Source organism: Pseudomonas sp. ABFPK, from assembly GCF_001586765.1.
Classification (GTDB): Bacteria; Pseudomonadota; Gammaproteobacteria; order Pseudomonadales; family Pseudomonadaceae; genus Aquipseudomonas; species Aquipseudomonas asiatica.
In genome coordinates, this window is the sequence record NZ_LQXW01000020.1 from 53,944 (window position 1) to 77,989 (window position 24,046).

The 24,046-nt window shown below is 63.8% G+C and carries 24 protein-coding genes and 1 pseudogene; 13 read left to right on the top strand and 12 right to left on the bottom strand.

Translation table 11 applies throughout. The features are described from left to right. Positions 1-19: 19 nt before the first annotated feature. The 9 genes from WM94_RS14590 to WM94_RS14630 all read left to right on the top strand — a co-directional run bounded on the left by WM94_RS14590 (position 20) and on the right by WM94_RS14630 (position 8,008). On the top strand, positions 20-1,666 hold the full coding sequence (locus WM94_RS14590; RefSeq protein ID WP_061551519.1) for an acyl-CoA synthetase: 1,647 nt from the start codon (positions 20-22) through the stop codon (positions 1,664-1,666). 13 nt (positions 1,667-1,679) lie between these two features. After that, on the top strand, positions 1,680-2,447 hold the full coding sequence (locus WM94_RS14595; protein WP_013971831.1) for an SDR family NAD(P)-dependent oxidoreductase: 768 nt from the start codon (positions 1,680-1,682) through the stop codon (positions 2,445-2,447). An 11-nt stretch (positions 2,448-2,458) separates the two neighbouring features. Beyond that, positions 2,459-3,652, top strand: coding sequence for an acetyl-CoA C-acyltransferase (locus tag WM94_RS14600; RefSeq protein WP_024086601.1), 1,194 nt, complete (start codon positions 2,459-2,461; stop codon positions 3,650-3,652). A gap of 8 nt (positions 3,653-3,660) precedes the next feature. Further along, positions 3,661-4,788 (top strand): acyl-CoA dehydrogenase, encoded by a 1,128-nt coding sequence (locus tag WM94_RS14605; RefSeq protein WP_061551520.1) that lies wholly within the window; start codon positions 3,661-3,663, stop codon positions 4,786-4,788. Positions 4,789-4,801: 13 nt separating this feature from the next. Beyond that, entirely contained in the window at positions 4,802-5,575 is a 774-nt protein-coding gene (locus WM94_RS14610; RefSeq protein ID WP_023662690.1) for an enoyl-CoA hydratase, read from the top strand. A 569-nt stretch (positions 5,576-6,144) separates the two neighbouring features. After that, positions 6,145-6,549 (top strand): TraR/DksA C4-type zinc finger protein, encoded by a 405-nt coding sequence (locus WM94_RS14615; RefSeq protein ID WP_003259022.1) that lies wholly within the window; start codon positions 6,145-6,147, stop codon positions 6,547-6,549. 178 nt (positions 6,550-6,727) lie between these two features. Further along, complete coding sequence (locus WM94_RS14620) at positions 6,728-6,919, top strand: hypothetical protein (RefSeq protein ID WP_015269656.1); 192 nt, start codon at positions 6,728-6,730, stop codon at positions 6,917-6,919. Between the two features lie 409 nt (positions 6,920-7,328). Then, complete coding sequence (locus tag WM94_RS14625) at positions 7,329-7,799, top strand: hypothetical protein (protein ID WP_061551521.1); 471 nt, start codon at positions 7,329-7,331, stop codon at positions 7,797-7,799. Further along, positions 7,796-8,008 (top strand): hypothetical protein, encoded by a 213-nt coding sequence (locus WM94_RS14630; protein WP_003259019.1) that lies wholly within the window; start codon positions 7,796-7,798, stop codon positions 8,006-8,008. Before WM94_RS14625 ends, WM94_RS14630 begins: the two co-directional genes overlap by 4 nt. Positions 8,009-8,020: 12 nt before the next feature. Here WM94_RS14630 and WM94_RS14635 read toward each other — a convergent pair whose 3' ends face one another. From WM94_RS14635 to WM94_RS14665, 7 genes are all read right to left on the bottom strand, one after another. After that, the gene (locus WM94_RS14635; RefSeq protein ID WP_003259017.1) at positions 8,021-8,386 is read right to left on the bottom strand and encodes a Na+/H+ antiporter subunit G; all 366 of its coding nucleotides are present in this window, start codon (positions 8,384-8,386) and stop codon (positions 8,021-8,023) included. Continuing rightward, complete coding sequence (locus WM94_RS14640) at positions 8,383-8,661, bottom strand: K+/H+ antiporter subunit F (RefSeq protein WP_003259015.1); 279 nt, start codon at positions 8,659-8,661, stop codon at positions 8,383-8,385. Before WM94_RS14640 ends, WM94_RS14635 begins: the two co-directional genes overlap by 4 nt. Continuing rightward, positions 8,658-9,146, bottom strand: a complete 489-nt coding sequence (locus WM94_RS14645; protein WP_003259013.1) for a Na+/H+ antiporter subunit E — start codon at positions 9,144-9,146, stop codon at positions 8,658-8,660. The genes WM94_RS14640 and WM94_RS14645 overlap by 4 nt, the downstream gene beginning before the upstream one ends. Next, positions 9,143-10,822, bottom strand: a complete 1,680-nt coding sequence (locus WM94_RS14650) for a monovalent cation/H+ antiporter subunit D (protein WP_061551522.1) — start codon at positions 10,820-10,822, stop codon at positions 9,143-9,145. Before WM94_RS14650 ends, WM94_RS14645 begins: the two co-directional genes overlap by 4 nt. Continuing rightward, a complete protein-coding gene (locus WM94_RS14655) occupies positions 10,819-11,163 on the bottom strand; it encodes a Na+/H+ antiporter subunit C (RefSeq protein WP_013971840.1) in 345 nt (114 codons plus the stop codon). Before WM94_RS14655 ends, WM94_RS14650 begins: the two co-directional genes overlap by 4 nt. Continuing rightward, positions 11,163-14,078: a monovalent cation/H+ antiporter subunit A gene (locus WM94_RS14660; RefSeq protein ID WP_061551523.1), complete on the bottom strand. Its 2,916-nt coding sequence runs from the start codon at positions 14,076-14,078 to the stop codon at positions 11,163-11,165. Before WM94_RS14660 ends, WM94_RS14655 begins: the two co-directional genes overlap by 1 nt. A 150-nt stretch (positions 14,079-14,228) precedes the next feature. After that, positions 14,229-15,179 carry a DMT family transporter gene (locus WM94_RS14665; protein ID WP_061551524.1) on the bottom strand — a complete coding sequence of 317 codons (951 nt, stop codon included), beginning with the start codon at positions 15,177-15,179 and terminating at the stop codon, positions 14,229-14,231. 82 nt (positions 15,180-15,261) lie between these two features. Between WM94_RS14665 and WM94_RS14670 the strand changes: the two genes are divergently transcribed. Beyond that, complete coding sequence (locus tag WM94_RS14670; RefSeq protein ID WP_061551525.1) at positions 15,262-15,825, top strand: helix-turn-helix domain-containing protein; 564 nt, start codon at positions 15,262-15,264, stop codon at positions 15,823-15,825. A 142-nt stretch (positions 15,826-15,967) separates the two neighbouring features. On the opposite strand, the gene WM94_RS14675 is transcribed toward WM94_RS14670, so the two are convergent. Further along, positions 15,968-16,516, bottom strand: coding sequence for a cysteine hydrolase family protein (locus WM94_RS14675; RefSeq protein WP_061551526.1), 549 nt, complete (start codon positions 16,514-16,516; stop codon positions 15,968-15,970). Positions 16,517-16,598: 82 nt separating this feature from the next. On the opposite strand from WM94_RS14675, the gene WM94_RS14680 reads away from it, so the two are divergent. Together WM94_RS14680 and WM94_RS14685 are read left to right on the top strand one after the other, a co-directional pair. After that, a complete protein-coding gene (locus WM94_RS14680) occupies positions 16,599-17,582 on the top strand; it encodes a GlxA family transcriptional regulator (protein ID WP_061551527.1) in 984 nt (327 codons plus the stop codon). Positions 17,583-17,688: 106 nt separating this feature from the next. Then, complete coding sequence (locus tag WM94_RS14685) at positions 17,689-18,069, top strand: antibiotic biosynthesis monooxygenase (protein WP_061551528.1); 381 nt, start codon at positions 17,689-17,691, stop codon at positions 18,067-18,069. Here WM94_RS14685 and WM94_RS14690 read toward each other — a convergent pair. Both WM94_RS14690 and WM94_RS14695 read right to left on the bottom strand, forming a co-directional pair. Further along, the gene (locus WM94_RS14690; protein ID WP_061551529.1) at positions 18,048-18,818 is read right to left on the bottom strand and encodes a S9 family peptidase; all 771 of its coding nucleotides are present in this window, start codon (positions 18,816-18,818) and stop codon (positions 18,048-18,050) included. The two genes, WM94_RS14685 and WM94_RS14690, sit on opposite strands and share 22 nt — an antisense overlap. Continuing rightward, entirely contained in the window at positions 18,802-19,920 is a 1,119-nt protein-coding gene (locus tag WM94_RS14695; protein ID WP_061551530.1) for a DUF3182 family protein, read from the bottom strand. The genes WM94_RS14690 and WM94_RS14695 overlap by 17 nt, the downstream gene beginning before the upstream one ends. A 220-nt stretch (positions 19,921-20,140) precedes the next feature. Here WM94_RS14695 and WM94_RS14700 point away from each other — a divergent pair, with 220 nt between their 5' ends. Continuing rightward, positions 20,141-21,949 (top strand): aminopeptidase P family protein, encoded by a 1,809-nt coding sequence (locus WM94_RS14700; RefSeq protein ID WP_061551531.1) that lies wholly within the window; start codon positions 20,141-20,143, stop codon positions 21,947-21,949. Between the two features lie 40 nt (positions 21,950-21,989). On the opposite strand, the gene WM94_RS14705 is transcribed toward WM94_RS14700, so the two are convergent. Beyond that, positions 21,990-22,271 carry a hypothetical protein gene (locus WM94_RS14705; RefSeq protein ID WP_003259745.1) on the bottom strand — a complete coding sequence of 94 codons (282 nt, stop codon included), beginning with the start codon at positions 22,269-22,271 and terminating at the stop codon, positions 21,990-21,992. A gap of 168 nt (positions 22,272-22,439) precedes the next feature. Beyond that, positions 22,440-23,349: pseudogene (gene rhtA, locus WM94_RS14710) on the bottom strand (threonine/homoserine exporter RhtA). Positions 23,350-24,046: the final 697 nt, after the last annotated feature.

Below are 24,046 nucleotides of genomic sequence, written 5' to 3' on the forward strand. Positions count from 1 at the left end.
AGAAACCAGGAGTCCGACGATGCGCGATTACACCGAGGCCGCTCGTGCGTTCGACCATGGCCAGGCCGCTGCGGCGGCGCTGCATGGCAACCTCGAAACCCTCAATGCCTGTGTCGAATGTTGCGATCGCCATGCCGGTGAGGGCAAGACCGCACTGGTTTGGGAAGACCGCGAGGGCAACAGCGAGCGGTTGAGCTTCGATCAGTTGCAAACACTGGCGGCCCGTTTCGCCAATGTGCTCCAAGCGCAAGGCGTTGGTGCGGGTGACCGGGTCGCCGGGCTGATGCCGCGCACCCCCCAACTGCTGGTCACCATCCTCGCCACCTGGCGCCTCGGGGCGGTGTACCAGCCACTGTTCACCGCGTTCGGCCCCAAGGCCATCGAACATCGTCTGGAGCAGTCCCACGCCCGCGTGGTCGTTACCGACAGCCACAACCGCGCCAAGCTGGACGATGTGCACGCCTGCCCGACCATCATCACCGTCAATGCCCGCAGTGGCGAGCTGGACTTCCAGCAGTGCCTGGACAAAGCCGCAGGCAAATGCGAGCCGGTCATGCGCTCGGGCAACGACCCGTTCCTGCTGATGTTCACCTCCGGCACCACCGGCCCGGCCAAGCCACTGGAAGTGCCGCTGCGTGCCATCGTCGCGTTCCAGGGCTACATGCGCGATGCCATCGACCTGCGCCCCGAGGACAATTTCTGGAACCTGGCCGACCCGGGCTGGGCCTATGGCCTGTATTACGCGGTCACTGGCCCGCTGTCGCTGGGCCATGCCACCACCTTCTACGATGGCCCGTTCAGTGTTGAAAGTTGCGCACGGGTGATCGACAAGCTGGGCATCACCAACCTGGCCGGCTCGCCCACCGCGTACCGCCTGCTGATTGCCGCCGGGGATGACTTCTCGGCACCGATCAAGGGCCGCCTGCGGGTGGTCAGCAGTGCCGGTGAACCGCTCAACCCGGAAGTGATCCGCTGGTTCGCCGACGAACTGGGCGTGACCATCCATGACCACTACGGGCAGACCGAACTGGGCATGGTGCTGTGCAACCACCATGGCCTGCAGCACCCGGTACACCTCGGCTCGGCCGGCTTTGCCATCCCCGGCCACCGCATCGTGGTGCTGGACGAGCAGGGCAACGAACTGCCCGCCGGCCAGCCGGGCATCCTCGCGGTCGACCGCGAGCAGTCGCCGCTGTGCTGGTTCGCGGGCTATCACGGCCTGCCGACCAAAGCCTTCGTCGGCAAGTACTACCTCAGCGGCGACACCGTCGAACTGAACCAGGACGGCAGCATCAGCTTCGTCGGCCGCAGCGACGATGTGATCACCACCTCCGGCTACCGGGTCGGCCCGTTCGACGTGGAGAGTGCACTGATCGAGCACCCGGCGGTGATCGAAGCGGCGGTGATCGGCAAACCGGACCCGGAGCGCACCGAGCTGATCAAGGCCTTCGTGGTATTGGCCAGCGGTTACCAGGGCAGCGCCGAGCTTGAAGAGGCTTTGCGCCAGCACGTGCGCCAGCGCCTGTATGCCCATGCCTACCCAAGGGAAATCGAATTCGTCAGCGAGCTGCCCAAGACCCCGAGCGGCAAGCTGCAACGCTTCATCCTGCGCAACCAGGAAGTCGCCAAACAACAAGCGCAACAGGCCACCCCTGCCAGCGCCTGAAAGGAAACCGATCATGCAAATAGCCAACAAACACTTCATCGTCAGCGGCGCCGCCTCCGGGCTGGGTGCTGCCACCGCGCAGATGCTGGTCGAGGCCGGCGCCAAGGTCATGCTGGTCGACCTCAATGCCCAGGCCGTCGAAGCCAAGGCCCGCGAACTCGGCGAAAACGCCCGTTTCGCGGTGGCCGACATCAGCGACGAGCAGGCCGCCCAGGCGGCGGTCGATGCGGCCGTCAGCGCCTTTGGCAGCCTGCACGGGCTGGTCAACTGCGCCGGCATCGTCGGTGCCGAGAAAGTGCTGGGCAAACAGGGCCCGCATGGCCTGGCCAGCTTTGCCAAGGTCATCAACGTCAACCTCATCGGCAGCTTCAACCTGCTGCGCCTGGCCGCCGCGGCCATGGCCGAAGGGGCGGCCGATGAGGGTGGCGAGCGCGGGGTGATCATCAACACCGCCTCCATCGCCGCCTATGACGGCCAGATCGGCCAGGCGGCCTACGCTGCTTCCAAGGGCGCCATCGCCAGCCTGACCCTGCCGACCGCCCGCGAACTGGCGCGCTTCGGCATCCGTGTGATGACCATCGCCCCGGGCATCTTCGAAACGCCGATGATGGCCGGCATGACCGAGGAAGTACGCGCCTCGCTGGCCGCCGGCGTGCCATTCCCTCCGCGCCTGGGTCGCCCGCAGGAATATGCCGCGCTGGCCCGCCACATCATCGAGAACAGCATGCTCAACGGTGAGGTTATCCGCCTCGACGGCGCACTGCGCATGGCTGCCAAGTAAGGAGAGCGAACATGACCCTCGCCAATGACCCGATCGTTATCGTCAGCGCCGTGCGCACGCCCATGGGCGGCCTGCAGGGCGACCTCAAGAGCCTGACCGCGCCGCAGCTGGGCAGCGCCGCCATCCGTGGTGCCGTGGAGCGTGCCGGCATCGATGCTGCCAGTGTCGAGCAGGTGCTGTTCGGCTGCGTACTGCCGGCTGGCCAGGGCCAGGCACCGGCGCGCCAGGCCGCGCTGGGCGCCGGGCTGGACAAGCACACCACCTGCACCACCTTGAACAAGATGTGCGGTTCGGGCATGCAGGCGGCGATCATGGCCCATGACCTGCTGCTGGCCGGTACCGCCGATGTGGTGGTGGCCGGTGGCATGGAAAGCATGACCAATGCGCCGTACCTGCTGGACAAGGCCCGTGGCGGTTACCGCATGGGCCACGGCAGGATCATCGACCACATGTTCATGGACGGCCTGGAAGACGCCTACGACAAGGGCCGCCTGATGGGTACCTTTGCCGAAGACTGCGCCCAGGCCAATGCCTTCAGCCGCGAAGCCCAGGACCAGTTCGCCATCGCCTCGCTGACCCGCGCCCAGGACGCTATCAAGAGTGGTCGCTTTGCTGCCGAGATCGTGCCGGTCGAGGTTACCGAGGGCAAGGAGAAGCGCGTCATCAAGGACGACGAACAACCGCCCAAGGCGCGCCTGGACAAGATCCCGCAGCTCAAGCCGGCCTTCCGCGAAGGCGGCACGGTGACCGCCGCCAACTCCAGCTCGATTTCCGACGGTGCTGCGGCGCTGGTGCTGATGCGCCGCTCCGAAGCCGACAAGCGCGGCCTCAAGCCGCTGGCGGTGATCCACGGCCACGCCGCCTTTGCCGACACCCCGGCACTGTTCCCGACCGCGCCGATCGGTGCCATCGACAAGCTGATGAAACGCACTGGCTGGAACCTGGCCGAGGTCGACCTGTTCGAGATCAACGAGGCTTTCGCCGTGGTCACCCTGGCGGCCATGAAGCACCTCGACCTGCCGCATGACAAGGTCAATATCCATGGCGGCGCCTGCGCCCTCGGCCACCCGATCGGCGCTTCCGGCGCGCGCATCCTGGTGACCCTGCTGTCGGCCCTGCGCCAGAACAACCTGCGCCGTGGCGTGGCGGCCATCTGCATTGGCGGTGGCGAGGCCACGGCCATGGCTGTCGAATGCCTGTACTGAGGTGAACCATGCTGGTAACTGACGAGCAACAACAGATCGCCGACGCGGTACGCACCTTTGCCCAGGAGCGCCTGAAACCGTTTGCCGAGCAATGGGACAAGGAACACCGCTTCCCCAAGGAGGCCATCGAAGAGATGGCCGAGCTGGGCCTGTTCGGCATGCTGGTGCCGGAGCAGTGGGGCGGCAGCGACACCGGCTACGTGGCCTATGCCATGGCCCTGGAGGAAATCGCCGCCGGTGACGGCGCCTGCTCGACCATCATGAGCGTGCACAACTCGGTGGGCTGTGTGCCGATCCTGCGTTTTGGCAGCGAGCAGCAGAAAGAACAGTTCCTCACCCCGTTGGCCAGCGGTGCGATGCTCGGCGCCTTCGCCCTGACCGAACCGCAGGCAGGCTCCGACGCCAGCAGCCTGAAGACCCGGGCAAGTCTGGATGGCGACCACTACGTGCTCAATGGCAGCAAGCAGTTCATCACCTCCGGGCAGAACGCCGGGGTGGTGATCGTGTTTGCCGTGACCGACCCGGACGCCGGCAAACGCGGGATCAGTGCTTTCATCGTGCCCACCGATTCGCCGGGCTACCAGGTGGCGCGGGTTGAGGACAAGCTCGGCCAGCACGCCTCCGACACCTGCCAGATCGTTTTCGACAATGTGCGCGTGCCGGTGGCCAACCGCCTGGGCGCCGAAGGCGAGGGCTACAAGATCGCCCTGGCCAACCTCGAAGGCGGCCGCATCGGCATCGCCTCGCAGGCGGTGGGCATGGCCCGCGCGGCGTTCGAAGTGGCGCGTGACTACGCCAACGAGCGGCAGAGCTTCGGCAAGGCGCTGATCGAGCACCAGGCGGTGGCCTTCCGCCTGGCCGACATGGCGACGAAGATTGCCGTGGCCCGGCAGATGGTGCTGCACGCTGCCGCGCTGCGCGATGCCGGGCGCCCGGCGCTGGTGGAAGCGTCGATGGCCAAGCTGTTTGCCTCGGAAATGGCCGAAAAGGTCTGTTCGGATGCCTTGCAGACCCTGGGCGGTTATGGCTATCTGAGCGACTTCCCGCTGGAGCGGATTTACCGCGACGTTCGGGTTTGCCAGATCTACGAAGGCACCAGCGACATTCAGCGCATGGTCATTGCGCGCAATCTTTGAAGGAGCAGACTGCATGGCATTCGAAACTATCCTGTTGGATATCCACGGCAAGGTCGGCCTGATTACCCTCAACCGCCCGCAGGCGCTGAATGCGCTGAACGCACAGATCGTCGGCGAGATCAACCAGGCCCTGGACCAGCTCGAGCGCGATCCGAACATCGGCTGCGTGGTGCTGACCGGTTCCGCCAAGGCCTTTGCCGCTGGTGCCGACATCAAGGAAATGGCCGAGCTGCAATACCCGCAAATCTACGTTGACGACCTGTTCAGCGATTCCGACCGCATTGCCAACCGGCGCAAGCCGATCATTGCCGCGGTGTCCGGTTTTGCCCTGGGCGGTGGCTGCGAGCTGGCGATGATGTGTGACTTCATCCTGGCGGCGGACAATGCCAAGTTTGGCCAGCCGGAAATCAACCTTGGCGTGCTGCCGGGCATGGGCGGCACCCAGCGCCTGACCCGCGCGGTGGGCAAGGCCAAGGCCATGGAACTTTGCCTGACCGGTCGCCTGATGGGGGCTGAGGAAGCGGAGCGTGCCGGGTTGGTGGCGCGTATCGTGCCGCAGGCTGAGCTGGTGGAAGAGGCGCTGAAGGTGGCCGCGACCATTGCCAGCAAGTCGATTCCGGTGAGCATGATGGTCAAGGAGAGCGTCAACCGTGCGTTCGAAGTGACCCTCAGCGAAGGTGTGCGCTTCGAGCGGCGGGTGTTCCATGCGGCGTTTGCTACCGAAGACCAGAAAGAGGGGATGGCTGCGTTCATTGCCAAGCGCGAGGCGCAGTTCAAGGATCGTTGATTCTGGTTGTGGATTTGCGCTGGGCCTCTGGGTGTATGTCTTGAGAGGTCTGGCGCCTGTGAGATCGAGCGCCGCCCGCGCGGCGCTTCGCAGCACAAGGCTGCTCCTACATCTTTTTCGGGCCAATTATTCCTGCGCCATAGGCGCGCGACCCCTTGGCATCCACCTCGATATCGTGTTGGACAAACAAGGCGGTCGCGCGCATTGGTACAGGCGTTACTGGCCCGAAACAGATGTAGGAGCAGCCTTGTGCTGCGAAGCGCCGCGCGGGCGGCGCTCGATCTCACAGGCGCTGAACATGTTGTGGTGAGCAATGGGTGACTCCTGTTCAATCCCTCCATCCCCCATAGGCCCCTCTCCCAGGGCCACTCATCTATGCACCGACCAGCGGATTCCAAGCAATGGAAGCAAATTCGCACCCAATTGCAGTTGCTCCACGCGACGTGGCGCCTTAGACTGCCGCCCCCTGTAAAAGAGTGCCGGTTGGCGCTTGAAGAATTCTGCTGCCGATGCCGAGGCATCGGCGGCACCCGAATCGCCCAAATGCACATTTTTTCATAGAGAAATCGATGACCAAGGAACAGTTGCTGGCCATGTCGGCCGATGACTACATGAACGCTGACCAGCTGGCTTTCTTCGCTGGCCTGCTGCAGGCGATGAAAGTCGAAACCCATGAACGCATCGAGCTGAGCCGTGCCACCATCGAAGGCCTGGACACCCCGTCGGATCCTGCCGACGTGGCTTCGGTCGAAGAAGAGCGTAGCTGGCTGGTGAACGCCATCGACCGCGACCAGCGCCTGCTGCCGCAGCTGGAAATGGCCCTGGACCGTATTGCCGACGAAAGCTTCGGCTGGTGTGATGACAGCGGTGAACCAATCGGCCTGAAGCGTCTGCTGATCAGCCCGACCACCAAGTACTGCATCGAAGCCCAGGAGCGCCACGAGCAGCTCGACCGCCACCAGCGCCAGGTGTAACCCCGCGCGGTGTGCCAAGCCCCACGGAGCGATCCCTGGGGCTTTTTGCGTTTCTTGTCGGCGGCGGTTTTGTTGCCCTGCACGTAACACTGCTGTACCGGGATGCGCTGTTTCAGCGCCGTAAGCAGGCGTATCATCACTTTATCGTTAGGGTGCTAATTAAATTCCGGAGGGAATGATGAATAGCCGGGTCGATGTAGCCGTGATGATTGGTTCTGGTGTGCCAGCCTCGATGCGGGCGCTGGGTAAACGTATCTGCTGGGTGGTGCTGGTCAATGGCGAACGCCGTGGTACCGCATTTGCCACCCGTGAAGAGGCCTTGGAGTGCCAGGCGGCCTGGCAGCAGTTGAAGAAGGGCCTGGCTGCCTGAGCGCCGTGAGTGCTGCCGGCAAGCGAAGGGGTGTTGTTCAGGGCGTTCGCTTGTAAGAAATGTACTTTGCCTCTCGACGAATTTCGGTGTTTTCGTGCATATTCTTTCCCCAGTAATGCGCTGATGGATTGCAGGGCCCGTTCTTACGTGCGCTCTGGCATTGCCTGTCGCATTTTTTCTGGCGGTTTTGCTGTCAGACATTGCGCTTCCCGAATCGGGAATATGCCGAAAGCCTGTATTTGAGGCCAGATCTGGCAAGCCAGGGTAAAGATTCCCGCACGCTGCATCGCCAGCGGGCGCAGACATTTCGCATATCGCTTTATTACTCTTTTCGCCTATCGATAAGAAATGGCCGTGCCTCACCGAGCTTTGGGTGAGGGCGGGTTGTAACCGGTTGAGGATTACTTCATTGGCAGTCAGCACTCTTGATACCCATGCGTTGTTCGCCTTGGGCGACTTGCGCGGTAAATTGGCCCAGCTGTTCCAGGGCCGCCTTGTCTATGTTATGGAACAGAGTCCCGAAGGCCTGTACATGGCCGAAATCGACACCGAAAGCGCATTGGTCGTCGATGACAAGCAGCGTTTGGAACTGAAGGTCGGCGACCACTTTCGCGCCGCCGTGCTGCCCAGCCGCGAAGGCGGCAAACTGGAAATGCGCTTTCGCGAAATCAAGTTGAACGTATATGGCGTGGGCGACTATGCCTTCGTGTCGGTGCCTGAAGGCGAGGGCATCGTATTCCGTGAAGGCCACGGTGTGATGCTGGTATTCGCCGCACAGCAACAAGTGCAGGAAGGCCTGGGCAAGTTGCTCAAGGCGGTGACCGGCAAGGTTGCCAAATGGCGCAAGGGTGAGCTGACCACCTTCAAGGCCAGTGAATGACCCACAGTGACGACGCGCCTGCCACGCGTGCCGAGTTCCATCGGCAGCACCAGGCGGATGCCGTGGCCGAGGCCGAGCGTTTGCTGGCCAGGCGCGAAGAACTGCAAGGCGCCTGGTTGAACTGGGTGGCAGGGGAATTGTATCGCCTCGGCCCGCCGCCTTATGCGGCCATGGTCCGGCGCGAGTTGCAGCGCCTGGCCCAAGGGTGAGGCGGCGACCTGTCAGTTGCCTCGATCGCGGCCGCTGCTGACTTCCTCAGGGACCGGCTCTTTCGCCATGCGCTTGCGGAACAGCGCCGCCCGGGCCAGCAACAGTGTGGTCACCGGCACGGTGATCGACAGCAGGATCGGAATCAGCCAGGCGTGCAGCACCGGGGCTTCCTTGAGCCAGGAAAAGTAGATGATCGAAGCCAGTGCCACGCACCAGGCACCAATGGTCGAAGCCAGTGCCGGCGGGTGCATGCGCTGGAAGTAGTCTTTCAGCCGCAACAGGCCCACGGCACCGATCAGGGCGAACAGGCTGCCGGTCAGCAGCAGCGCGGCAGTGACCAGCTCCAGCCAGAAGGGGAGTTGCAGGGTTTCAGTCATTCGATCACCTCACCGCGCAGCAGGAACTTGGCCAGGGCAAACGAGCCAACGAAACCGAACAGCGCAATCAGCAGGGCACCTTCGAAGTAGGTGTCACTGGCATAACGGATTCCCAGCACCAGCATGGTCAGCATCGCCAGGATGTACAGGTAGTCCAGCGCCAGCACCCGGTCCTGGGCGGACGGGCCGCGGAACAGCCGGATAAGTGCCAGGGCCATGGCCAGGGCGAAGATGAACAGGCTGGCGAGGACAGCATTGGCGAGCAGGCCTGTCATTGGAAAATCTCCATCAGCGGGCGTTCGTAGGTGTCCTTGAAGTGCTGGATAAAGGCCGCCTCATCGTCCAGGTCGAACACATGCAGCAGCAACACGCTGCGGTCCAGCGCCAGCTCGGACCAGACCGTGCCGGGCACTACCGTGGTAATCATCGATAACGCCGCCAGGCCATGTGGGTCGTGCAGGGCCAGCGGGATGTGCACGAAGGCCGAACGCGGCGGCTGCTTGCCGGCGCGCAGCACGCCACGGGCAACCAGCAGATTGGACATGATCACATCGATGCCGACCCGGCCAATCAGCCGGGCGATGGCCAGCGGCCGTCGCACATGGGCATGCTGCGGGCGCAGCGGTGCCATCAGCAGCGGCGCAAGCACGCCGAGCGCGGCAGCCAGCAGCAGGTTGCCGGGGCTGACTGATAGGTTCAGCAACAGCCACAGGCCGAACAGCGAAACCGATAACAGCGGTGCCGGGAACAGTCGATTCATGGCTGCACCTGTACGTCGAGCGAGGTGGGGCCAGGAATCGGCCGGGCGGCCATCACGGCTTGGATATAGGTGTCGGGGGCCTGCAGGCTGGCGGCGGTGTCCTGGGTGTAGCGCAGCAGCGGCTCGGCCCTGAAGCTGAGGATGAAGCACAGGCCGAGCAGGATGACGATGGGCAGGCATTCATAGCGGCGCAGCACCGGCGACGGGCGCTCTTCAGGCTTCCAGAAGCGCTGGATGCCGACGCGGCCGAAGGCGATCAGCGAGGCCATGCCAGACAGGACCAGCAATGCCACCAGGCCCCAACCCGCCATGCCCAGCGGCTGCTCGGCAGGCACGCCCAGCCCTTGCGGGTTGAACAGCGCGCTGATCAGGTTGAGCTTGCCGACAAAGCCCGACAGCGGCGGCATGCCGATGATCAACAGGGCGCAGGCGATGAAGCTGAGGCCGAGGAAGGCCATGGTCCACGGGATGATCTGGCCGATTACCACCTTCTGTTCATCGTCGAGGTTGATGCCCTTGGGCGGGTGCAGTGATTCCAGTGGTGGCGGCATGGCGTCTTCTTCGTCGTCCAGCGGTGCTTCGTTGGCCGAGCGCGAACGCTCGACCAGTTCGGCGAGCAGGAATAGCGCGCACAGCGCCAGGGTCGAATTGACCAGATAGAACAACGCCGCGCCGGTCAGCGCCGATTGTGCAAAACCGACGGCGCCGAGCAGGGTGCCGGCTGAAACCAGGATGCTGAGGGCGGCCATGCGCTCCAGGCGCTGCGCGGCCATGATCGACACTGCCGCCACCGCCAGGGTGACCAGGCCACCGTACACCAGCCATTCACCACCGAAGTGCGCCGAGGCCCCGGCCTGCCCCGAGAACAGCAGAGTCCACAGGCGCAGCACGGCATACAGGCCGACCTTGGTCATGATGGCGAACAGCGCTGCCACCGGCGCGCTGGCCGAGGCATAGGCCGGTACCAGCCAGAAGTTCAGCGGCCAGATGCCGGCCTTGACCAGGAAGGCCATGGCCAGGATCGCCGCGCCAGCGTGCAGCAGGCCACGGTCGGCCTCCGGTACCAACGGAATCTTCAGCGCCAGGTCGGCCATGTTCAGGGTGCCGGTCACGCCATACAGCATCGCGGCGCCGATCAGGAACAGCGACGAGGCGAACAGGTTGATGGCAATGTAGTGCAGGCCGGCACGCACCCGGGCGCGGCCCGAGCCATGCAGCAGCAGGCCATAGGAAGCGGCCAGCAGCACCTCGAAGAACACGAACAGGTTGAACAGGTCGGCGGTGAGGAAGGCGCCGTACAGGCCCATCAGCTGGATCTGGAACAGTGCGTGGAAGCTGGCCCCGGCACCGTCCCAGCGAGCGCGGGCAAACAGCAGGGCACTGAAACCGATGATGCCGGTGAGGGTCAGCAGCAGGGCCGACAGGTGGTCTACCACCAGCACGATGCCGAACGGTGCCGGCCAGTTGCCCGGCAGGTAGACACCGATCGATTCCGCCTGGCCCTGGGTGCGCACCCACAGCAGCAGGCTGACCGCGATGGCCAGGCCGGCAAAGGTCGACAGCAGGTTCAGCCAGGCCTTTGTTTGCCGGTGTTTCTCGCCCAGCAGCAACATCAATGCCGCGGTAACCAAGGGCAGCAGGATGGGCGCGATGATCAATTGGCTCATGCCACTCATTCGTCACGCTCCCGGCCATCCACGTGGTCGGTACCGGTCAGGCCGCGCGAGGCCAGCAACACCACCAGGAATAGCGCGGTCATGGCGAAGCTGATGACGATGGCGGTGAGCACCAGGGCCTGCGGCAGCGGGTCGGTGTAGTGCAGCAGGTCCTGGGGCACGCCGTCCTTGATGATCGGTTCCTTGCCGATGAACAGGCTGCCCATGCTGAAGATGAACAGGTTGACCCCGTACGACAGCAGGCAGAGGCCCATGATCACCTGGTAGGTTCGCGGGCGCAGGATAAGCCACACTCCCGAAGCGGCCAGCACGCCGATGGCAACTGCAATCACTTCTTCCATCAGGCGGCTCCTGCTTGGCTGGTTTTCGCCGGGTTACCCGGGCGGTAGGCGCGCACCGACTGGTGCGCCAGGGCGGTAAGGATCAGCAGGGTCGAGCCGACCACCACAGTGAACACCCCGACATCGAAGAACAGCGCGCTGGCCACGTGCACATCGCCGAGCAACGGCAGGTGCAGGTGGGCGGTATGGGTGGTGAGGAACGGGTAGCCCAGCAGCATGGCGCCCGCGCCGGTCAGGGTTGCGCACAGCAGCCCGGTGCCCATCCAGCGCAGCGGGCGCAGGCTCATCTGCGCCTCGACCCACTGGGTGCCGGCCACCATGTACTGCAGAATGAACGCCACCGACATCACCAGGCCCGCAACAAAGCCGCCACCGGGCTGGTTGTGGCCACGCATGAACAGGTACATCGACACCAGCAGGGCGATCGGCAGCAGCAGGCGCACCAGCACCGCGGGCACCATCATGAAGCCCAGGGCGGTGTCGGTGGCATGCCGTGGGTTGATCAGGTCGGTGACCACGTCGGGTGCCAGCTGACGCTGTTGCGCCGGCAGTTGCATGCTTTCCTTGGGCGGGCGGAAGCGCCGCAGCAGGGCGAACACGGTCAGCGCCACAGCCACCAGTACGGTGATTTCACCGAGGGTATCGAAGCCACGGAAGTCGACCAGCATGACATTGACGACGTTGGTGCCACCGCCCTGGGGGAGTGCCCGGCTCAGGTAGAACGAGGAAATGTCGTTCGGCGTCGGCCGGGTCAGCATGGCGTAGGACAGCACGGCCATACCGCCACCTACCAGCACCGCCAGCAGCAGGTCGCGCAGGCGACGCATGCGCGCACGCTCCTGGCTGCCCGGCAGCGGCGATACGCCTTCGATCCGCCGCGGCAGCCAGCGCAGGCCGAGCAGGATCAGCACGGTGGTGACCACTTCCACTACCAGCTGGGTCAGGGCCAGATCGGGCGCGGAGAACCAGACGAAGGTGATGCAGGTCATCAGGCCGCAGACGCTGACCATGATCAACGCCGCCAAACGGTGATACTTGGCCTGGTAGGCAGCGCCGATGGCGCAGGCGATGGCGATCAGCCACAGCGCGACAAACACGCCCGAACCTGGAATCTTCGGCCGGTCGCCCCAGCTGAGACCACTGTAGAGCATGGGGGTGAGGCCGGCGAGGAAGGCGGCGAGCACCAGCATGAACAGCTGCGATTGCAGGCGGCGGCTGGTGAGCAGGCGCTCGATGCGCCGCGCCAGCAGCATTAGCTGCACCTGGCCGTGTTCGAACAGGCGCTTGCCATTGAAGCGTTCGATCACCGGTGGGTAGGGGAAGCGGCCAAGGCGCAGCTGCTTGCGCAGCAGCAGGTAAAGCACGATACCGCCGCTCATGGCCACCAGGCTCATGATCAGCGGCGCGTTCCAGCCATGCCAGATGGCCAGGCTGTATTCCGGTAGGGTGCCGCCCACCACCGGCAGGGCGGCGGCGGCCAGCAGCGGGCCGACCGACTGGGCAGGGAAGATGCCCACCACCAGGCAGGTAAGCACCAGCAATTCGACCGGCGCACGCATCCAGCGTGGCGGTTCGTGTGGGGTGTGCGGGAGGTCCTGCGCAGTGGGGCCGAAGAACACATCGACGGTGAAGCGCAGGGCATAGGCCACGCTGAAGGTGCCGGCCAGGGTGGCGACCACCGGCAACGTGGCCTCGACCCAGGCAGTGGAGCTGATGAACACCGTTTCGGCGAAGAACATTTCCTTGGACAGGAAACCGTTCATCAACGGCACGCCGGCCATCGAGGCGCTGGCGACCATGGCCAGGGTGGCGGTGTATGGCACCAGGCGTATCAGCCCGCTGAGGCGGCGGATGTCACGGGTACCGCTTTCGTGGTCGATGATGCCGGCGGCCATGAACAACGAGGCCTTGAAGGTGGCGTGGTTGAGAATGTGAAACACCGCCGCGACCGCGGCCAGCGGGCTGTTCAGGCCCAGCAGCAGGGTAATCAGGCCCAGGTGGCTGATGGTCGAGTACGCCAGCAGGCCCTTGAGGTCGTTCTGGAACATGGCGGCGAAGGCGCCGAGCAGCAGGGTGAGGGCGCCGGCACCGCCTACGATCCAGAACCACTCTTCGCTGCCCGACAGCACCGGCCACAGGCGCGCCAGCAGGAACACCCCGGCCTTGACCATGGTCGCCGAGTGCAGATAAGCCGATACCGGGGTGGGCGCTGCCATGGCATGGGGCAGCCAGAACTGGAAGGGGAACTGTGCGCTCTTGCTCAGGGCGCCGATGAGGATCAGCGGCAGCAGCACCGGGTACAGCGCATGCTGGCGAATGGTGTTGCCGGCAGCCAGGACCTTGTCCAGATCGTAGCTGCCGACCACATGGCCGAGCAGCAGGGCACCCACCAGCAGGCACAAGCCGCCCGCCCCCGTGACCATCAGCGCCATGTAGGCGCCACGGCGGGCGTCGGCACGGTGGTGCCAGTAGCCGATGAGCAGGAACGAGAACAGGCTGGTGAGTTCCCAGAAGAACACCAACTGGATCAGGTTGCCGGAGATCACCAGGCCGAGCATGGCGCCCATGAAGGCGAGGAAGAAGGCGAAGAAGCGCGGCACCGGGTCTTGTGGCGACATGTAGTAGCGGGCATACAGCGACACCAGCGTACCGATGCCCAGCACCAGCAGCGAGAACAGCCAGGCGAAGCCGTCCATGCGCAGCACCAGGTTCAACCCCAGGCTGGGCAGCCAGAGGAACTCTTCGCGAATCACGCCACCGTGGGCAACCTGAGGGTACAGCAGTGCTACCTGGACAGTGCCGACCAGGGCCACGAGCCCGGCGAGAATGGACTCCGCGTTACGTGCGTTGTGCGGCAGCACGGCTGCCAGGCAACTGCCCACGAACGGCAGAAGCAATAGCACTATCAATGACATAGCGTTCTATTCTGGAGAAGTTTGCAAAGAATCATACGTGCCGAGGGGTTGATCACCAACACGCAAGCTGTCGCAGAATCCTACAAACAGGCTGTGACAAGCTGTTTTTTTATAACAGATTCTTACAAAGCATAGCCGCAGTTGGCGGCTTTACAGGCCAGCCTGGCGTTCACCTTCATCCGTCACTTCCCGCGCTTCGGCCACCTCGCGCGGGCGGCGCACCTTGAGTTCGCTGACCACCACCGCGATCACGATCAGCAGGCCGCCGAGCAGTGCCACGCCCGGCAGGCGCTCACCGGCGATGCGCCCGACGATCCCGGCCCATACTGGTTCGCCGGCATAGATGAGGGTGGCGCGGGTGGGCGAGACCGACTTCTGCGCCCAGTTCATGGCTACCTGGATCACCGCGCTCATGGCGCCCAGGCCCACGGCACTGGTCAGCAGCAGCCAGGAAAAATCGGGTATGCGCTCCTGGGTCGGCACGATCATCAGGAACGCCAGCAGCGAGGCGGTCGCCAGCTGTACCACGGTGACCCGGCGCACATCGACCTGCCCGGCGTAGCGGCTGATCAGGATGATTTCGCCGGCAATGGCCACGGCGCTGACCAGGGTTACCAGCTCGCCTTCGCTGAAGTGCAGGCTGCCACCCTCCGGGCCGGCCAGCAGCATCAGGCCGATGAACGCCAGGCCGATACCGATGCTGGGCATAAGGCCGGGGCGCCGGCCCAGCACCAGCCATTGCAGCAGCGGCACGAACGGCACGTACAGCGCGGTGATGAACGCCGACTGGCTGCTGCTGATGGTTTGCAGGCCCATGGTCTGCAGGCCGTAGCCGAGCATGATCGACACGCCGATCAGCATGCCGGCCTTCAGTTCGGTGAAGGTCAGCCCTGGCAGCGCCCGCGCCGAGACCACCCCGACGAACAGCGCGGCTGCAGCGAAGCGCAGGCCGACGAAGAACATCGGGCCGCTGACGCTCATCACGTTGTGCACCAGCAGGAAGGTGCCGCCCCACAGCATGGTGATGAACACCAGCACCAATTCGGCCTTGCTCAGGCGAAAGGCAATGGCAGGGGTCGGTTTGCTGCTGGGCTGGTTCATGGTCTTGCGCACTCGGAAGGGGCGGCGCACAATCGCCGCAAAGTGGGCAGTATACTGCGCAATACCTACAGTGAGCGATATAGTGCACAGAGATTCCTCGCACCGGGCATCGGTGCTGCAACATGTCAGCCTCAATGTACGCAGCCTGCGCAACGCCGCGGGCATGAGCCAGACGGCGTTGGCGGAGCGTTCCGGGGTCAGCCGGCGCATGCTGGTGGCGATTGAGGCGGGCGAGAAGAATGTCAGCCTGACTACGCTTGACCTGATTGCCGAGGCCTTGGGCGTGGCTTTCAGTACTCTGATCCAGGCACCTGACCAGCGCGACCCCGGGCGTATCGAAGAGTTGGCCTGGGCCGGCGAACACCCGCAGAGCCGGGCGGTGCTGTTGGGCAGCAGCGCGGCGCGGCGCGAGGTGGAACTATGGGAATGGACCCTGGCACCGGGCGAGTGCTATTCCAGCGAGGCTGATGCCGAAGGCTGGAGCGAGCAGATCTATGTGGCGCAAGGGCAACTGACGCTGATTATCGAAGGGGTCGAGCATCGCCTGCAGGTCGGACAGTTCCATGTGTTTCCCAGTAACTGCCGGTATGCCTATCGCAACGATGGGGCGGTGGCGGTGCGGTTTGTGCGCAATGTGGTGATTTGATCGAGAGGTGTTGCTGCCTCCAGGGCCTCATCGCCGGCAAGCCAGCTCCCACAGGTTCGCCACTGGCTCTGAGCCTGAAGGTGGACCTGTGGGAGCCGGCTTGCCGGCGATGAGGCCCGTATGGGCAACCCAAGGTTCGCGGTCAGTCTCCTATCAACTCATCGGTCCTGACCACCTTGGCATAGGCAAACGCCAATGCTGCCATCACCGAATCATGCACCTGCGCCGCCGGCACCCGCTTGCCATCGAACTCCAGTGGCAGCGTGGCACAGGCGTCGTGCGCCACGGTCACTTCGTAACCCAGGTCGGCCGCGGCCCGGGTGGCGGCGTCGATGCACATGTGGCTCATGCTGCCGACGATGGTCAGGGCCTCGACGCCATGCCGGTCCAGCGTGTGCTCAAGGTCGGTACCGAGGAAGGCGTTGACCTTGTGCTTGAGCACCACCGGCTCACCGGCTTGAGGCTCGACCTTGGCATGGATCGCCGCACCCTGCGAGCCTGGCGCGAAGAACGGCGCATCGGCGCTTTCGAACTCATGCCGCACATGTACCACCAAGTCGCCCCGTTGACGCGCCGCCGCCAACAGGCGGGCAGCATTGTCGGCCGCCTGGTCGGCACCATCGAGGGTCCATTTACCGCCCGGGAAGTAGTCGTTCTGGATGTCGATGATGATCAGCGCCTGCTTGCTCATGCTGCCTCCTGTGGCAGTAGTCGTTGGATGTCGTTAGTTATAGGCTGTGTGCACTGACCTGAGGATTGGCGCGAACGACACTATGCAGGCAAAAACTGACAACCCCGCCAGCCTGGACATCGGCCTGCTGCTGTACCCCGGCGCGCAGCGTGCTGCCGTGCATGGGCTGGCCGACCTGTTCCTGGTGGCCAACCGGGTGGTTGCCGAACTGGGGGCCGTCGAGTTGCCATCGGTGCGTATCAGCTTTTGGCAGGCAGACGAGGCGGGGCAGTTGCAGCCTGCCCCTGAGAGCCCGCCTGCCGCCGCGGTCGATCTGCGGGTGCTGATCATTCCGCCAAGCCTGGAGTCGGCACCGCAGGGTGAGCTGCTTGAGCGCCATCGAGCGTCGTTATGCCAGTTGCACGGGCACGGCACGGTGCTGGCGTCGGTGTGCATCGGGGTGTTCTTCATCGCCGCCAGTGGCCTGCTCGACGGGCGCCCGGCCTGCACCCACTGGAACTACGTGCATTCGCTTGCCCAGCGTTTTCCCAAGGTGCGGGTCGAGGCCCAGCAACCGTTGCTGGACGATGGCGACATCGTCACCTCGGCCGGGTTGATGGCCTGGACCGACCTGGGCTTGCGCTTGCTGGAGCGCTTCATGGGCGCGACGGTGGCGCGGGAAACTGCCCGCTACCTGGCGGTCGACCCGGTCGCGGCGCCGCTGCCTGGTGCAGTGTTCAATCCACGCCTGGACCATGGCGATGAGGCGGTGCTGAAAGTGCAGCACTGGTTGCAGGGCAACGGTGGGCAGGATGCCGACCTGGCCAGCATGGCTGCGTGCGCGGGGCTGGAGGAACGCACCTTCCTGCGGCGTTTTCGTGCTGCCACGGGGCTACGGCCAACCGAGTACTGCCAGCAGGTGAGGGTGGGGCGGGCGTGCCGCTTGCTGGAGTTCACCCGGCGCAATGTCGAGCAGATCGCCTGGGGCGTCGGTTACCAGGACCCGGGAGCGTTTCGCAAGGTGTTTCAGCGCATCACCGGTCTGACCCCGAGTGATTACCGGCGGCGCTTCGCGGTATCGGGTTAGGGCGCGGGTGCGTTCCCGGTGCGGAAAACCGCTTGACCTTGACATAACTTGAGGTTTTACCCTGCCCGGCATCGCGCTGTAGGCGTCCGTCACCAGGAGACCTTTCATGACGGCAACATCCCATGCCCTGTGGTTTACCCAGATGATCGAATATGAAGTGCCTGGCAGGTTCCAGCAAGCATTGGCCCAGGCGCTGGTGGCGCGCAGCGAAGCGCTGGCCGCGCGTTGCGAAGGGCTGCAGGGTGTCAGCATCCAGGCCAGCGACGATGGCAGCCGGGTGCTGCAGTACCTGCAATGGCAGTCCCGCCAGGCGTGGGCAGCGGCGGCCGTTTATTTCGTCGGGGAACCTTTCCTCGAACTGCTTGGCCAGTACCAGGCGCGTGGCGTCAACTTTGCTGCCTACCAGGCGCTGCGCAGCCTGGTGCGCGGTGCCGACGGCGGCCTGCATTGCCAGGTAGGTGAGCCTCAGGCATACCAGGGCGCGTAGTGCGGGTAGCGATCCAGGCGGGCGCCAATGACCATTTCGCTGACCCATGCCGCCAGGATCGAACTGTAGGCTTTCTGGCTCTGTTCGCTGGACAGCGCGTGGTCGGCACCGTCGACGATGCGGTGGGTGAGTGAATGGGCGCTGACGAATGCCGAGCGGTAGCTCATCAAGGTGCTGTGCGGCACGTAGTCGTCCTGCTCGGACTCGACCAGCAGTACATCGCCACCGAACTCGGCACAGGCTGCCAGTGCGCGGTTGTCCGCCGGGCCGAGCGGGCGCTGGCGGTAGGCGTTCAACCGTTGCCGGTCGAGGGTTTGCTTGGGGAGGTTCCATTCGTCGTCCCAGTACATCGCGGGTACCCGCAGGGCCAGCCATTTGACCGGCCGCTCGCGGGTCAGCAGGGTGGCCAGGTAGCCGCCATAGCTGCTGCCGATGATGGCGATGGCACTGGTGTCGACGGCCGGGTGGCTTACCAACCGGTCGTAGGCCACCAGCAGGTCGGTCAGGTTCTGTTCGCGGGTTACCGTCAGCCGTTGGCTTTCGGTTTTTTCGTGGCCGCGCAGGTCGAAGGTCATGCATACGCAGCCCAGCCCGGTGATATGCCGGGCGCGGGCCAGGTCGCGTTGCTGGCTGCCGCCCCAGCCGTGGACGAAGAGAATGCCCGGCATCTTGCTGCCGGGGCTGACCAGGGTGCCGACGATGCTGTCATCCTCGACCTGCAGTTCAACGGTTTCACTTTGAATGGTCATGTTCGCGAATCCGCGCAAATTTGCTGAGTTGTCCGAGTTCACTGTCGTTTCCTTGGTAGAAGAGGGTGGCGTCAGTGGGAAGTTCGGGGGTGCCGAACACTTCATGGGTGGAGGCACGCACCCGTTGCAATGCTGGGTCGTCGGCGAACGCCTGCAAGGCCAGCAGTTCGGCACTGCTGGCACCGCCCAGGCGCCAGGATTGCTCGAGTACGCCGCTGCGCAGGTGGCCCTGTGGGTTCACGCCGCGGGCAATGTCGTAGTTGCGCCGCGAGGCCATGAAGCCGGGGAAGTGCTGCTCGGCGGCCTGTTCGTAGGCCATCGCCTGATTGATGGCCAGGCGCAGCGCCTCATCCAGCGGCAGTTGCAGCAGTGCCTGGTAGTCACCGCGTACCACTACCAGGTCGGAGCCGCCATACACTTCCGTGCCCTGATGGTCGCGGGTAAGTTGCTGGGTGCCGTGATAGCTGCAGGTCAGGCCGGCGACACGTACCTGGCCAACGCTGAAGGTTTGTACTTCGCTCAGGTCTTCCTCGAGCACCAACCCCCATAGCGCAAGGTCCTGGTCATCCATGCCGGCCAGCAGCGGTTCCAGCTCATCCGCCGTGGTTATGACCTGTTGCCCACGGCCTGCGCAGGCCAGTACCGGCTTGATTCGCAACGGGCCGTCCGTCAGTAACAGCTGTGCGGCGGTCCGTGCATCGGCCTTGCTGAATACGGTGTAGCCGCGCAGCAGGGCGTCGCAGGCTTGCCGTGCGAAGGCATCGGTCCAGCCCGGCGGGAAACTGGCCCCGGCCGGCAGCGGGTGGGAAATCGCCTTGGTCGCCATGTAGGGGTGTGCGACCAGGCCACCGAAAAGGTCCTGTTCGCTGCAGATGCCGAGGGCGGCATGGCGTTCGGGATCGACCAGGGTTTCGGTGGGCAGGTAGTAGTAGCCGTCGGTGGCGCTTGGTGGCTGGCTGGGTTGCACGTGCGGGCAGCCCAGAAGGCGGGCCAGGCCATCGGCAAGCTTCAGGTGCACGGCATGCTCGTGGTCGGGGGTGTGCGCGCGGGTGTCGAGCAGCACCACGCCGCTTTTAGGGGCGCAGGCGTTGGGCATGGTCATTTGCCTGTGTGCAATGAATGTACTGAGTGTGAAGCCGGTGCTTTGTGGAAGTTCAGCGGAACTTGATCGGTGGTTCTGGCCCGTCTGTAGGAAATGTCCGGTATGCGCAGGGCGTCACGGGCAATGCATGCCGTGTGTCGGTCGCCAAGATTGCAGGGCTTCGGCGGCTGTTCCATTATCGGCACACTGGATAAACCGTGATGTAGCCGCAGGAGAGCGCATGAACGTTCAGACCACCCTTGGGCAAAGCGTGCCGCAGCGTTTGGCGCTGGTTCGCCAGGCCATGGCCGCAGAGGGCATCGATGCCTTGCTGGTACCTTCGGCCGACCCCCATCTTTCCGAATATCTGCCTGGTTACTGGCAAGGGCGCCAGTGGCTTTCGGGTTTCCATGGCTCGGTCGGCACGCTGGTCGTCACAGCTGGCTTTGCCGGGTTGTGGGTCGATAGCCGCTACTGGGAACAGGCGGAACACGAGCTGGCAGGCAGTGGCATCGAGCTGATGAAGCTGCTGCCGGGCAAGCCTGGTGCGCTGGAATGGCTGGGCGATCACGTCGAGCCCAACGGCAGCGTGGCGGTAGATGGTGCGGTCATGGCGCTGGCTTCGGCGCGCCAACTGAGCGATCGGCTGAAGGCGCGCGGGGCGCGATTGGTGACTGACAAGGACCTGCTGGGCCAGGTCTGGGAAGGGCGCCCGGCGCTGCCAGGCAACCCGGTCTACCAGCATTTGCCGCCGCACGCCACGGTGAACCGTGCGGAAAAACTGGCGCAGTTGCGCCAGAGCGTGCAGGCCAAGGGGGCCGATTGGCATTTCATCGCCACCCTGGATGACATCGCCTGGCTGTTCAACCTGCGCGGTAGCGATGTTTCCTACAATCCGGTGTTCGTGGCCTTTGCCCTGATCAGCCAGCAGCAGGCCATCCTGTTCGTCGGCCAGGACAAGCTCGACGAACATCTACGCAAGGTGCTTGCGGCCGACGGTATCGAAGTGCGTGACTACGCCGAAGCAGGCAAGGCCCTTGCCGCCATGCCGGCCGGCAGCCGATTGCTGGTCGACCCGGCCCGGGTGACCTGCGGCCTGCTGGATAACCTGCCGGCCGAGGTGGAGCTGGTCGAGGGGCTCAACCCCAGCACCTTGAGCAAGTCGTGCAAGGGTGATGAGGACCTGGTGCACATCCGGCAGGTGATGGAGCAGGATGGCGCGGCCCTGTGCGAATTCTTCGCCTGGCTCGAGGCCAACCTTGGTCGTGAGCTGGTTACCGAGCTGACGATCGACGAGCAGTTGAGTGCCGCCCGTGCCCGCCGCCCAGGCTTCGTGTCGTTGAGCTTCTCGACCATTGCCGCCTTCAACGGCAATGGCGCGATGCCGCATTACCGCGCCACGGAACAGTCGCACGCGGTCATCGAGGGCGATGGTCTGCTGCTGATCGATTCGGGCGGGCAGTACCTGGGGGGCACCACCGACATCACGCGCATGGTGCCGGTGGGCAACCCGAGCCTTGCACAGAAGCAGGATTGCACACGCGTGCTCAAAGGCATGATCGCCCTGTCGCGTGCCACCTTCCCGCGGGGCGTGCTATCGCCGTTGCTCGACGCTATTGCCCGGGCACCGATCTGGGCTGACCAGGTGGATTACGGTCATGGCACCGGGCATGGCGTGGGCTACTTCATGAATGTGCACGAGGGGCCGCAGGTAATTGCCTACCAGGCGGCGCCCACGCCGCAGACCGCGATGCAGGTGGGCATGATCAGCTCGATCGAGCCGGGTACGTACCGCCCAGGGCAGTGGGGAGTGCGCATCGAGAACCTGGTGGTCAATCGCGAGGTCGGCAAGAGCGCCTTCGGCGACTTCCTGAACTTCGAGACCCTGACGCTATGCCCGATCGATACCCGCTGCCTGGTGCCCGAGTTGTTGTCCAGGGAAGAACTGGACTGGTTGAATGGCTATCACGCCAGAGTACGCGAGCGTCTGGCGCCGTTGCTCAAGGATGAAGCGCTGGCCTGGCTGGAGGCGCGCACCGCGCCCTTGTAAGGTGGCAAATGAAAAGGGCAGCTTGCGAGCTGCCCTTTTTCTACTTGCAGATGACGATCATGCTGCGGCTGGTGTAACCCGCCGGGTTGATGCCGAACAAGTAGTCACCGGGTTCTTCATCGCTATCGCCCGAGCGTGCAATGACCCGGTATCCGCGCGTGCTGCAGGAGCTTGCGGCCTTGCTGTAGCAGTTGTCCCACGAGGAAGACAGGCCGGAGCAATTGATATGCAGGCCTTTCTTGCCCTTTTTGACCTCGGTCTTGGCCGTGGCGGCACATCCAGCAATAGCCAAGATGGCCAGGATGAGCAAAATACGTTTCATTCCTGTCCTTAAATGCAGGGCGGATCAGCTGCCTGGCCCTGTCGTTATCGCTTTGGTTCTTCCTGAAATTTCCCCAGCGTCCGTGTTCGGTCCAGTAGATAGCGTAAAGATGATGATTCTGTGACAGCTTAATCAGCGAGACGGGTCGCTACAATCACTAATCCTGTCTCAAATGAAAATATTTCTCATATCAGTCAGTGGCAACGACCGGGCTGGGTTCCTTGCGCATGGACAGGGTGGTGCCGACAGACGCGGTGATGATCGCCAGAATAGCCAGCCACTGGGTAATCGTCAGTACCTCGCCCAGGAACAGCAGGCCGGACAATGCGCCGAATGCTGGCTCGATACTCATGAGGGTGCCGAAGGTGCGTGCCGGGATACGCGTGAGGGCAACCATTTCCAGGCTGTAGGGCAGGGCGGTGGACAGCACCGCGACGCCTAGCGCCATGGGGATCAGGGCGGGTGTGAGCAATGCGCTGCCGGCGTGGGCGATACCGATGGGGGCAACGAACAGCGCGGCCACCACTACGCCCAGTGCGGCACTCTGGATACCATGCTCGGCCCCGGCACGTTGCCCGAACAGGATGTACAGCGCCCAGCATACGCCAGCGCCCAGGGCATAGGCAGCGCCGACCGGGTCGAGGGCCTGCCCGCCATGGCCGGCCGGCAGCAACAGCAGCAGGCCGACGATGGCCAGGGCAATCCACAGGAAGTCGATCGGCCGGCGCGAGGAGAAGATTGCCACGGCCAGCGGGCCGGTGAATTCCAGTGCCACGGCAATGCCGATCGGTACCGTTTGCAGGGCCATATAGAAGAGGAAGTTCATGCCGCCCAGCGCCATGCCGTAGATGATGACGTTGCGCAGGGTATTGCGGGTCATGCGCACACGCCAAGGGCGCAGGATAAGCAGCATGATGATGCTGGCGAAGATCAGGCGCAGGGTGGTGGTGCCTTGCGCGCCGATGATGGGGAACATGCTTTTGGCCAGGGAGGCGCCGGACTGTATCGATGCCATGGCGATGAGCAGCAGGCCGATCGGGAAGAGGGTAGCGGCCAGGCTGCGGGGCTGGGTGTTCATTTCTGCGCGACGATCCTTGAGCGGGGTTGGGGTGAGCAATATAGTGCGCAAATACGAGGGGCGGGGGCAAGGCGCCTGGCGTTGATATTTCAGCGCCTGTGCGATCGAGCGCCGGACAAACAAGGCGGTCGCGTGCGCTGGTACTGACATTACTTGCCCGAAACAGACGTGGGAGCAGCCTTGCGCTGCGAAGCGCCGCGCGGGCGGCGCTCGATCTCACAGGCGCTGCAAGGCTCGCGACGAGCCCTTGGGGCCCTGATGCAGTCTTTTTCAAAAAGATTCTAAATTATTGAAATTAAAGGTTGACCTCCTGAAACATCGCCCTATAATGCGCACCACTCCAACGCGGTAGCGAAGCAAAGCCAGCCACCATGTTGAGTCAAGTGTTTGAAGCTAAACGAGTTTCTCGCAGAAAACTTCAAAATAAACGCTTGACAGCAAATGAGGAAAGCGTAGAATGCGCGCCTCGGTTGAGACGAAAAGCTCTTAACCAAACGCTCTTTAACAAATCGAATCAAGCAATTCGTGTGGGTGCTTGTGAGTACGGACTGATAGTCACAAAGATTATCAGCATCACAAGTGGCCATGCGAGAAATCACATAGTCATTTGAGATTGCTGAGCCAAGTTTAGGGTTTCTTAAAAACCCAAGCAGTATTGAACTGAAGAGTTTGATCATGGCTCAGATTGAACGCTGGC